Source organism: Microvirga yunnanensis (genome assembly GCF_025460875.1).
Genome location: NZ_JAMXFI010000026.1, coordinates 50,894 through 63,120, shown reverse-complemented (window position 1 = coordinate 63,120; position 12,227 = coordinate 50,894). Strand labels below are relative to the sequence as shown.

Sequence of the window (12,227 nt, the reverse complement as noted above, 5' to 3'; positions counted from 1 at the left end):
CATGTCGTAGGTATCATCCTTGAGACCCTCCACCTCTGTACTAGGACAGCCTACGGGCATCCTAGGGACCGCAAACCCCGTGGCTTGGGCTTCTCCAAGAGGGGCAGCTTGACGGCCTCGGCCGGCACATTTAGCTCGCTTACGTAACCGCCGACCTCCGCCGTGAGGCAGGAGGCGACGTCTCGGAGAATACCGAGGCGGACCTTGGGGCGGTTGACCTCGGGGGCTCGCTCACCTCGACGGAAACCCGACGGAGCGCACGTGCTCGACCCACGCGCCGCGGCAATCGCAGCTCGGATTTTTTTACAACCATCTTCGGCAGTTCCTGCGCCGCCGCGGGGATGCCGGAGGCCGCGATGGGAAGGACGGCCAAGCCCGCGCGAAGCGCCCGCCGGCTGATTGCCCGGCCTGTTTCTGAAAGGGTATAATTTCAACTACGATCTACGGAGCGATGACGGAGGCCTCCTTCGCCGGAACGAGCGAGCATTTTCCTGAGTTGGATGGACTGCACGACCCGCTGAGTGACCCGCCACTCGGTTCTGACTGGGGTTACTGACTAATGCACATCAGAGTCTGCCCTTCCGTCGATGGAGCGGGGGAGAAAAGCACAGCCGTGAGAAGTATTTGGATTGCCAGACGACGATCACCCAGCTAGCCTGACGTAAACCCAAAAAATGGGCGCGCATAGTTTCGATGCGCATCGGGGGCTGTGAAGTCGTGGTGGATAATGAGAGGTCCGAACCTCGCTGGGCAGGCGAGCAGCGGCTCGTGTTCATAGAGTTCCGCCTGTTCTGGGAGGGACACGTGAACCGTGGTGACCTGATGAAGCAGTTCCGGGTCTCGGTGAACCAAGCGTCCACCGATTCCAATCGGTACATCAGCCTCGCACCGGACAATATGGTCTACGACAAGAGCGCACGAACCTACATCCGTGGCCCCGGGTTCAAGTCCCAGTTCCTCGAACCCGACGCGAGCCTCTACCTCACCCAGCTTCGGTCCGTGGCAGATGGGGCCCTTGACCACAAGGACTCCTGGATCGCCGGCCAACCGCCATTTGCGTCTGCGCCGCCCCCTGTGCGCGGCGTCAATCCGGCGACGCTCCGGTTCGTGGTGGGCGCCATTCGCTGCTCTGAGGCAATCGAGGTGAAGTACCAGTCCCTTTCCAGCTCGAAGCCGCGTTGGCGCTGGATTGCTCCGCACACCATGGGCTTCGACGGATTCCGCTGGTACGCTCGGGCGTTCTGCCTGACAGATGAAGCTGTCAAGGACTTCCTGCTCTCTCAGATGTTCGATATGCGCGGGTCGCGGGAGAGCGATGTGCCATCAGAGGATGACCGTGAGTGGAACACGCAGGCCACGCTGGAGATCGGGCCCCACCCCGCTCTCTCGGAAACACAGGCCAAAGTCATCGCGCTCGACTACGGGATGTGTGGGATAAAGGCGAGGATCAATGTCCGTGTCGCACTGCTTTACTATGCACCTAGGCGTCTCAGGCTCGATACTGATCCTGAAGTAACAAAGCCGCAGGATCAGCAGATCGTGCTTCTGAACCGTGACGGGCTTGAGATTTCGCGCGATCTGCGTCGAGCGTAGGCCTGAAGGCGAGATCAGAACACGACATTGTTCATTAGGAAATTCTGTGGCCATGAATTTTGCTAGTAAAGCTCCGCCGGATACAGACTGGGACGCAGATCAGCTCCGAGTGATCGAGGCGGATACGGAGGCCCGACTTATCGTCGAGGCAGGCCCCGGAACCGGAAAGACCGCCGTCGCTTGCGCGCGCCTCGCCTACTTGATCAATGAAGAAGATATCGAGCCAAGCAATACTTGGATGATCAGCTTCACGAGGACAGCAGTAGCGGAAATCCGTGCACGGCTGCATTCGTACGTGCGCGACGCATCCTTTGCCATCCGGATTGCAACCATCGACTCCCATGCGTGGTCCATACATTCAGGCCACGATCCGAAGGCTAGGCTGACCGGATCCTACGAAGAGAACATCGCCCGCGTCATCGAACTGCTGAAGGCTGACAAGGATGTGGCGGACGAACTGTCACAGATCGAGCATGTCGTGATTGACGAGGCGCAGGACTTGGTTGGTCAGCGAGCGGACCTGATAGAGGCATTGGTTGATCATCTGCCTTCGGATTGCGGTGTCACGGTCTTCGCCGACGAGGCCCAAGCAATCTACGGCTTTTCCGACGACAGCATCGGCCGCCGCAAGGGGGCAACTCCAACGCTTGAAAAACCGCTGTTGGCCCGTTTGCGGACCGTCAAACGACTCGGCTTTACAACACTGGGTCTAAAGGAGATCTATCGCACGTCCTCGCCTGGGCTTCGAAAGATATTCTCGGAACTGCGGAAGGATGTGTTGGACAAGCGGAAGCACCGTAGCGGACTACACGCTGAGACGGCGGAAAAAATTCGGGAGTTGGCGGACAAGCGAGGGCTGAAGTGGACCCAAATGAAGGTTTCCGACTTCGCCAGCGACGATCTCCTCCTCTTCAGAACGCGTGCCGAAGTGCTCATGGCGTCGCAGTTCTGTGATCTTCCCCATCGGCTGCGCCTGTCAGGATATGGCGCAACCCTGCCGGCATGGCTGGCAATATGTTTCTCGGATTTCGTCGAGCCACTCCTTGCAGAGCGGCGCTTTCTCGACCTCTGGGCGGCGCGGATCGAAAGCAAGGCCGCACCGCAGTATGGGCCATCCGACGCTTGGCAGCACCTTATGCGAGTTGCAGGGCGCAAAGATGGCTCCATCGATATGCAGAGGCTGAGACGACGGCTGGGCCAAACTCGGCCTCCGGTCGAGCTGGCTCTAGCCGAGTACGGCCTTCATGGTCCAATCGTCGGGACAATTCACGCGAGCAAGGGTCGAGAGGCGAGAAACATCGTTCTTCTACTGCCGAACGGTGCCGAATTCGAGAATATTGAGGATGAGATCGAGGAGGCGCGCGTGCTTTTTGTCGGCGCAACTCGCGCGCGCGCATCCCTCATCGTCGGGGAGAGCAACGCCTTCAGAGCGTCAACCTTGCCATCTGGACGGGTTCATCGCTCAGCGAGAAACGGCCAAGCGACAATGGTCGAGATTGGTCGTGACGGCGACATCACGGCGCGTGGTCTTGTCGGTCGCAACGAGTTTAGCGCAGCCGATGCCTCGGCGGGGCAGGTTTTTCTGACCAAGGTCGCCGATGTTGTCACCACCTACAAACTTGAGGCCGATCATGACTTGGATTGGCGATACAGGATCCTTGCAGGTAGCGAGGGTCCCTGTGTTGGTGCCCTATCGCGAAACCTCACCTACGACCTTTGGGAGATACTCGCAAACAAGAACCAGAGGTATAGCCACAAGCCGCCGAGCTACGTGAACCATGTGAGAGGCCAGGGCTGTGCAACGATCGTTCTGCCCCCCGACGACAATGATCTTGAGACCCTGAATGAGCCTTGGGCTTCCTCCGGTTTCGTACTAGCGCCGAGAATTGCGGCGTTTCCACCATTTTACTTTTTTGGCCGGAGGTAGCAGTCATTCAGGACGAGGTAAACGAGGATGTCGCAGGGACCAGTGGACACGTCCGCTACGCGGCTAAAGCGCGCGATCGAGAATCAATGTTGAGTTCAGGCACAACTATTGAGGCACGCCACCTGCTCGCAGGCTGGGATGCGGAGCAGTTGCGCGTGATCACCGCGGACAGTGATGCTCGACTGATCGTTGAAGCTGGGCCTGGTACGGGCAAGACGGCGGTCGCATGTGTTCGCCTTGCACACTTGATCGCGGAAGACGACATTGAGCCAAGCAACATCTTGATGATCAGCTTCACGAGAGCAGCAGCAGCGGAAATCCGTAGGCGCTTGCACTCGTACGTTGGCGAGGCGTCCTATGCGATTCACAACGCAACAATTGACTCTCATGCGTGGGCCATCCGATCCGGACACGATCCGAATGCCCGTCTGACACGGACTTACGATGATAATATCGAGCGCGTTATTGCATTGCTGAAGTCCGACGAGAATGTGGCTGATGAGTATGCCAAGATCGAGCACGTCGTAATCGATGAAGCTCAGGACATCGTCGGTAGCCGAGCGGAACTGATCGAAACACTGATCTGCCAGCTGCCCTCGGACTGTGGCGTAACGATTTTTGCCGACGAGGCTCAGACGATCTACGGATTCTCGAAGCGCAACTCCAAGCGCAGCACGCACTTGCATGACGGATCCCTGCTTGAGAGAGTTCGAAACAAGGCTTGTGGTCAGTTTACGGGCCTGCCTCTCAAGGAGGTTCACCGGACATCATCGCCTCGGCTCAAAACGATCTACTCGGATCTGCGTACCGAGCTGATGAAGTCGGAGCACCGAGTAATGGAGCTTCGTGATTGGGTGGCAAATGCGATTGAAAAGCTATCAACCGGTGACTTTGAAAAATTCTTCAAGGATTACCCTGCAGATGCGCCTCAAGACCTTCTGATCCTGTTTCGAAATCGGGCAGAAGTCCTCGAATTCTCGCAAGCTCAGTCGGATGCACACAGCCTTCGTCTATCAGAATACGATGCAGGGTTACCAGCATGGCTTGCGCTATGTTTTTCGCGTTTCTGGGATCCGTTCGTTTCCGAGGGAAAGTTCCGAGAGCTTTGGTCCAGCAAAGTTGTCGCTAGTGATGGAGCCCGAGAAGAGTGGCGCAGCGCGTGGATCTCGCTCCTAAAATTGGCCGGTCGGAAAGATGGAACAGTGGATATGCTGCAGCTGAGACGCCGGCTGGCAGGGCCCCGCCCTCCATTGGAGCTAGCCCGATCAGAGTTTGGTCTAGATGGCTTTACGCTAAGCACGATCCATGCCAGCAAGGGACGTGAGGCGGATGTAGTAATCTTGATGATGCCGGAGGCACGCAAATCGCGGTCTGTCGAAGATGTCGTGGAAGAAGCTCGCGTACTATTTGTCGGCGCTACACGCGCACGCAAGGAACTGTACGTTGCGCCGAGCAAGTCTCGTTGGCGCGAGAGGCTCGACTCCGGGCGTGTCTTTTATTCCGAGCGAAGACATAGAGAATTACAGGCATCCGTCGAAATCGGCCGGAACGGTGACATCGAACCAAGAGGGCTCGTCGGCACGGCAGAGTTTACGACCGCTGATGCTTTGGCCGCACAGGATTTTCTCGCTGCTGCCGCAAACTCTGTCACTGCTTATCATCTACAGATACTCCCAGACAACATGACTAAGTATGGCATTATATCGAACGAAGCTGGGACATGTGTCGGCACCATGTCAGCGAACTTCGCAAATGATATTCGAGAAATCTCAGCCGGATATGGCGGCATAACCTATGAGCTACCAAATCGAATCGACAATGTGCGAGCGCAAGGGTGTTCATCGATTGTACTGGCTCCGGAAGATAGCATTCTTGGCACCTTGAATGAGCCATGGGCGTCGTCTGGATTTGTGCTGACACCTAAAATTGCGGCATTCCCCTTTTACAGAACTGACAGGAGTTAGCGCTCATGCAGGACAAATCGCAGGACAGGGATGTCGTTGCCTGCCGCCTCGCCGAGGATCTAATCGGACCGCATGCTCAGAACGAGGAACTGACAGCGCGTCCCTCAGACGTCTATCTCACGGGCATGCTCTGGCCCCAGCGCACGGAAATGTCGGGGGAAGATGACGATCGTCTAGGAACGGCGGGCGCGGGCTCGGGAGAGGAGAGCGACGGAGAAAGCGATGCGGTCAGAACGGGGTCGATTCAGAAGCCTTCTGTGGCAGGCATATCGTTCAGCGCTGCATCAAGCGGTACACCGCAAGTGCGTGTCATCTGCAGCTTCGCCACCTATCGGAACGAAAGGCGCGACGATGTCGAGATCTGGGTTCGACAGCCTCACAGGATCGAAATTGCGGGCCTCGATCTGTCGCCCGGCCCGACGCGCGAGATTAAGCTTGCGGAGTGCCGTGAAGGGCTGCCCAACGTCTCACTTAGTATCCGATGCGTCAATGCTGGCGGCCACGTTTTGGCTACGCTTGCGCTCGTGAATTCGATCGTTCCAGAGCGGGACCGAAACGAGATCGAGGCCGCGTTGCTCTTTCAGACAGCGCTTCGGATAGAACCATGTGAAGGCACCCTGCTCGTGCCGAAGCCTCCTCGGCGCGCGACGTCGATGAACCAAGGGGGGAGGGGTGGGGTCGGCTTAGTCAGCGACGAGGAAAGCGGGGCACTGCTTTACAGGAACGTGGCGGAGTTCGCTGTCGGGCATGTCTGCTCAGGCGAGTGGGAAGCCATGGACCTCTCAGTCGGAGCGCGCCCCAGTGCACGTTGGGTTGGGACGACCTGGCTCCCGTCAGCCATCGTCGAAGGCGTCGATCCAAATGGTCATGCCTTCTTTTCGGAGCTTGGTAAGGAGAGCGACGCCTTCGATCCTCTTTCGGCTGAGGCTCTGGCTTACGCCGATATGGCAACCCTAGAGATGGGTCTCCAGTTCTTCTGCGACGCCTACGACCGCTGGGTAAGGATGCAGCGGAAGCGAACCGATGACGCGACGGATGTGAGTCCTGAACTGAAGTACGTCGCTGAGGCGCATCTCGCCCAATGCGAGGAAGCGCTCGGACGCATACGAGCATCAGTCGTCGAACTTGGGGCCAATCCGCGGCTGCGGCGAGCCTTTCAGCTGGCGAACCTAGCCATGCACCTGCAGCACTCGTGGGACAGTTCCAAGAGCCGCCACGGCCCTCTGCGTTGGCGCCCGTTCCAGCTGGGGTTCCTGCTTCTTAGTGCTCCGTCCTCTGTCATCCGCGAGCACAAGCACCGAGGAGTCATGGACCTCCTCTGGTTTCCAACCGGCGGAGGCAAGACCGAGGCATACCTAGCACTGATCGCATGCGTCGCCGTGTATCGCCGCCTCTCGGATGATCCGAATGACCACAGCGGTGTTTGCGCCCTCATGCGATACACGCTTCGCCTGCTCACGACACAGCAGTTCGCAAGATCAGCCGCGATGATCGTGGCCCTCGAGGCCATACGCTCCGGCCGAGTGGCGTCTCCCGACGGCTTGCCGCTTCAAGGCGACGAGCCGTTCTCGATCGGTTTGTGGGTCGGCGGAGACGCGACGCCCAATAAGCGCGCAATTGCATTTGCTTCCCTTCGAGGGTCATCGGAGGTGGCGTCCCCGAAGCAGCTCGCCCGGTGTCCCGCATGTGGCGAGAAACTGAAATGGTCGATGGCGAGCGCTGCCTCACCCGTTAACGCCGAATGCACGAACAGTTCGTGCAAGACGCGCGGGATTCTCCCCATCTTTACCGTCGATGAGGATGTCTACGACAATCGCCCGACATTGCTCATCGGAACGGCCGACAAGTTCGCGCAGATCGTCCGCGAGAAGAGAACCAACAGCCTGTTTGGTGTTTCGGAGGGTTCTCCGCCAGATCTCATCATCCAAGACGAGCTGCACCTCATCTCCGGTCCTCTTGGGACGATCGCAGGAGCCTATGAGGCAGCATTCGACCTGATGTTCGCGGCGCGTGGGCGCCGGGCAAAGGTCATTGGTTCAACGGCCACGATCCGCAGAGCGTCGGAGCAGGTATTAGCCCTGTTCGATCGCGAAGCGTTCCAGTTCCCGCCACCGGCGATTGATCATGACGATTCCGGTTTTGCAGTTCGTGATCAACGGCCGAAGGCGGTGGGAAGACGCTATCTCGGCGTCACGACGGCCGGTCGATCGGCAAAGTTTACATTGCAGGCTGTCGCCGGCTCCCTGCTTCAAACGGCTTTCGGAGCCTTCGGCGACAATGTTCGTCGGGACGCCTACTGGACGCTCGTCGGGTACTTCAACTCGCTTCGCGAGCTTGGAGGTGCGCTCGTTCTGATGCAGGACGACGTCACCGACAGTATCGCTCTCTATGCTGACGCACGGTCCGAAGAGAAAAGACCCCTCAGCAACGTTGAGGAGCTGACCTCTCGGAGGACACAGGAGGAAATCCGCGAGATGCTCGATCTCCTCGACATCAAAGTCGGCTCCCCAGGCGCAGTCGATGCGGTGCTCGCGACGAACATGGTCAGTGTCGGTGTGGACATCTCTCGGCTGGGACTGATGCTTGTCAATGGGCAACCCAAGACCATCGCCGAATACATTCAGTCCACCAGCCGCGTTGGGCGCGGAGAAGTGAGCGGACTTGTGGTCTCTGTCCTCAACAACGCCAAGGCGCGCGACCGGTCGCATTTCGAGGCATTCTGCAGCTGGCACCGCACCCTCTACAGGGATGTCGAAGCAACCAGCGTTACTCCCTTCGCGTCACGAGCTCGCGACAGGGCGTTGCATGCGGCGCTGGTGGCCGCGGTGCGTCATCTTGTTCCCGAAATGCTCGACTCACCCCACATGGAAGATGACGCAGAAGATTTGGCGATGGACCTCATCGACCTGATCGTCGCGCGTGCGAAGCGGATCGATCCCGAAGAGACCGCCGTCCGAAAAGAACTTGAACGGCGTCTCGACACATGGAGAGCAAGGTCCCCCACCGTCTACTGGAGCGACTACAAGGGGGGGAAGTCTCTTCTACAAAGCGCCGAGCGCGCTGCTGCTCGCCGAGCTGCCGGCCGAGACACGGGCGCAGCTTGGCCGACCCTTAACTCCATGCGGACCGTTGAGGCTGGAACCCCCTTTAGGATGGCCCCTGTCCTCAGGGCAAAGGATGATATGAATGAAGAATGACCTTCAGGATCTGCGGCGCAGCGCAGTTGTTTCGACGTTCGGCCCCGGCTCGGTGGTGGACTTCAGGGCGGGTGGAGGAGCCGTTTCGGGTATCGCCGCGGGACTCGAGGAATGGGATCGCTCCTTTCCTCCCGCTGGTCTAGCCCATCCGCAGGTCATCCGTGAAACACGCTTGCAGAAGAAGCTCGGTGTGAAGGGCTTCAGGACACCGCCTGTAACTCTCGAGCGGGGGAAGGACGACGATCCGGATATGAGGCGTCTCGTCGCCGTGCGTTTCCCGAAATGGCTGCAGTGCCCAAGCTGCGATGTCATTAAGCCGGAACGGCGATGGAAGAGCGATCCGGGCAAGGCCTATCGCTACTGCCCGACCTGCACGGAAAAATCCCATGGTGACAGCAAGGTCTTCGTCATTCCAGTCCGCTTCGTCATGGCCTGCAAGCATGGCCACGTAGACGAGTTTCCTTGGGACTGGTGGGTGGGGCATAAGCCCGATTGCTCGGTGTCGAAGCGAGACAATCCAGAACGTCATCCCGGTTTGATCCTACGGTCCGAGAAGCCCGGCCTTGCCGGCCTCATCCTCAGTTGCCCGAAGTGTGGCGCGCGCCGGTCAATGGACGGCGTCTTCTCCAAGAAGACATGGGAACGTGGTCCAAAATGCCAGGGGCATCGACCATGGCTGGCTGACGGCGATGAAACTTGCGGCAAGGAGCAGTACGCGGTTCAGCGAGGCGCGTCCAACCTGTACTTCGCGGTGACGGAGTCAGCCCTCAGCATTCCGCCTTGGTCCGACCGTCTTCAAGAGGTTCTGGGCGATTGGTGGAGCTCCCTCACAAGCCTCGACGACTTGTCGAAGCTGGAGGACTACATCGACTTCTTGGCGAAGGGTGATCTGGAGAGCATCCTCAAGGAGCTGGAAATGTCACCTGCAGAACTAGCGGAGGCGATCCGGACCCGCCTCACATCGTACGGACAGCTGCGAACCGACGACCTGCGCCCGGCCGAGTATCGACAGTTCGTCACCGAACCTGGCCGCAGTCGGACCCCCGACATCGACTTCGAGACCCGTAGAGAAGCCGTATCCTCGGAGATTGCTCCATGGATATCCCGAGTGGTTCGGGCCGTGCGCCTCCGTGAGGTCCGTGCCATCAAGGGGTTCACCCGGATCAATCCCCCTGGCGATCCGGACTCGCCCGAGGTGGCACGACTCTCCAAGGATCCGCTTGAATGGCTGCCGGCGATTGAGGTTCGCGGTGAAGGCATCTTCCTCGCACTGAATGAGGAGCGGCTGTCGACTTGGGAAACCCGACCTGATGTCGTTGCACGTGTCGCCGACTGCGAGGTTCGACACCAAGCAGACTGGAAGGATCGATACGGCGACGACGCGAAGCCACCTCAGGCGATAACCCCGCGATACATGCTCTGCCACACCCTCGCGCACGCGCTCATGCGCCAACTTACGCTGGAGTGTGGATACTCATCAGCGTCCCTCCAAGAGAGGATTTACGCCGAGACTGGCGATGAGCAGATGGCTGGGCTACTGATCTATACCGCAACACCGGACTCGGACGGAACGCTCGGCGGTCTCGAACGGCAAGGAAAGGCGGGTCGTATCGAGGGTATCCTGCAACGTGCAATCGACGCGATTGAGTGGTGCTCGTCCGATCCACTCTGCATCACAGACATGATGGGAGCGATCAACAGCTATTCACATTCAGTGTGCCACGCCTGCTGCCTTGCCCCCGAGACATCATGCGAAGCCTTCAACAGCTTCCTCGATCGCGCGCTCCTGACCGGTGACGGAGCGGGTTCGGGACTAGGATACTTCGAAGACATGCTTCGGAGAAGCTGATGGCAGTGCTCTGGCCAAGGAAGCTGCCCCGTTCGGTACTGGATGATCCGAGGCGCCGAGCGGAGGTTCGTGTATACGACCGCCTCGCAGAGGTTCTCGATGACAGCTTTCACGTCTTCTACTCGAGTCCTTGGCTTGGCACCGACAGGCTGGGAAACGAGAAGGATGGCGAATGCGACTTCCTTATCGCACACCCCGACCACGGCATCCTCGCGATCGAGGTCAAAGGGGGGAAAGAGATTTCCTTTGATCCGAAGGACGCTCAGTGGCGCAGCAGGGATCGTGGCAATTTCGTCCACAAAATAAAGGATCCAGTGGCGCAGGCACGAAGTGCAAAGCATGAGATTCTCAAACGCCTCAACGAGTCAGCCAGATGGCCAAGCCGTTTTATACATGCTGCTCATGGGGTAATCTTCCCGAGTGCTGGCTCACCCCCCGGCAACCTCGGAGCTGATCGACCGGCTCGAATTTTCTGCTGTTCACGCGAGTTTCAGCAAGGTCTGGGCGAATGGGTCGCCGACCGTCTGAAAGCAGGGCAACGGCCTGACAACTGCGAACCTCTCGGCCATGGCGGCATCGCGGCACTGGAAAGAATGCTGGCGCATCCCTTTACACTTAGCTTCCGCATCGGTGCCGCTCTCGCGGAAGCTGAGGCGGAGTTCCGCGTCCTTGAACCGTCCCAGTACCATGTCCTCGACATCATCGCTGATATTCAGCGGGCGCTCATCCGAGGTGGCGCAGGAACCGGCAAAACTTTGGTGGCCATTCAGGAAGCGCTCAGGTCGGCCGCTGCTGGGCGGAGGACCCTCTTGACCTGTCATAGTCGCCCTCTGGCAGCGAACCTCGAGCGGAAACTGAAGGATATCGAAAATCTTACGGTCGCCGGATTTCATGCGCTGTGTGGGCGCATCTCACGCCAAGCGGGTGTCCCGACCCCGTCCCACATCAGTGAACGGGAGCTCTACGAGACCGCACTGCCAAATGCGCTCTACCAAGCCATGGAGATCCAGCCTGCTCTCAAGTGGGACACGATCATAGTCGACGAAGGCCAAGACTTTCGCCCCGAATGGTGGATCGCGATTGACGCATGCCTGCGCCGCGACGGACACCTCCGTGTCTTCATGGACAGCAATCAGAGAGTCTACGAGGACGCTGGAAATGGAGTTCATGATCTAAGCGTGATCCCGGTTCGGCTTTCCCGAAACCGCCGTAATACGAAGAACATCCACAACGCCGCCTCAGTGCACTATTCCGGTCCTGACATAATCGCGGACGGGCCCGACGGTGTCGAGGTCTCTTGGATCAACGCCGACAATGCCGATGCAAAAGTCGAAGCGGCATACAGGGAGCTTCGGCGGCTCGTACTCAACGAGGAAGTGGCCCCTGGCGATATAGCAGTGCTTGTCAACGGGCCAGCCGCCCGAACGAGCTTTCTCGAAAGAAGTAGCGGAACAAGCATTCCACTTACAGATGCCGAAACCATGGCGCTCGAAGATGTGGTCGTGGATACCGTGCGGCGGTTCAAGGGTCTGGAACGGCCGGCAATAATTCTGATCGACAGCGGTGACGAAATGGAGCGTCGCGAACTTGCCTATGTCGCATTCTCGAGAGCGCGGTCCTATTTGTGCGTGGTGTGCTCCAAAGATGATGAGCGGTGGCTTTCAGAAAAGGAAAAGCGCGACGATTGATGCGCCCCA

Annotated in this window: 7 protein-coding genes; 6 read left to right on the top strand and 1 reads right to left on the bottom strand. The window is 58.8% G+C overall.

Annotated features, from left to right (window positions below; genetic code table 11):
- Positions 1-50 precede the first annotated feature (50 nt).
- A complete protein-coding gene (locus NF876_RS15060; protein WP_262269610.1) occupies positions 51-434 on the bottom strand; it encodes a DUF411 domain-containing protein in 384 nt (127 codons plus the stop codon).
- Between the two features lie 259 nt (positions 435-693).
- Here NF876_RS15060 and NF876_RS15055 point away from each other — a divergent pair, with 259 nt between their 5' ends.
- The 6 genes from NF876_RS15055 (at position 694) to NF876_RS15030 (ending at position 12,218) form a co-directional block, all read left to right on the top strand.
- Entirely contained in the window at positions 694-1,593 is a 900-nt protein-coding gene (locus tag NF876_RS15055) for a BrxR family helix-turn-helix transcriptional regulator (RefSeq protein WP_507237396.1), read from the top strand.
- Positions 1,594-1,645: 52 nt separating this feature from the next.
- Entirely contained in the window at positions 1,646-3,520 is a 1,875-nt protein-coding gene (locus tag NF876_RS15050; RefSeq protein WP_262269608.1) for a UvrD-helicase domain-containing protein, read from the top strand.
- Positions 3,521-3,606: 86 nt separating this feature from the next.
- A complete protein-coding gene (locus NF876_RS15045) occupies positions 3,607-5,484 on the top strand; it encodes a UvrD-helicase domain-containing protein (RefSeq protein ID WP_262269607.1) in 1,878 nt (625 codons plus the stop codon).
- Positions 5,485-5,489: 5 nt separating this feature from the next.
- Complete coding sequence (locus NF876_RS15040) at positions 5,490-8,681, top strand: helicase-related protein (protein ID WP_262269606.1); 3,192 nt, start codon at positions 5,490-5,492, stop codon at positions 8,679-8,681.
- Positions 8,671-10,530 carry a DrmB family protein gene (drmB, locus tag NF876_RS15035; protein ID WP_262269605.1) on the top strand — a complete coding sequence of 620 codons (1,860 nt, stop codon included), beginning with the start codon at positions 8,671-8,673 and terminating at the stop codon, positions 10,528-10,530. The genes NF876_RS15040 and drmB overlap by 11 nt, the downstream gene beginning before the upstream one ends.
- Positions 10,530-12,218, top strand: a complete 1,689-nt coding sequence (locus tag NF876_RS15030; RefSeq protein WP_262269604.1) for a nuclease-related domain-containing DEAD/DEAH box helicase — start codon at positions 10,530-10,532, stop codon at positions 12,216-12,218. The genes drmB and NF876_RS15030 overlap by 1 nt, the downstream gene beginning before the upstream one ends.
- Positions 12,219-12,227: the final 9 nt, after the last annotated feature.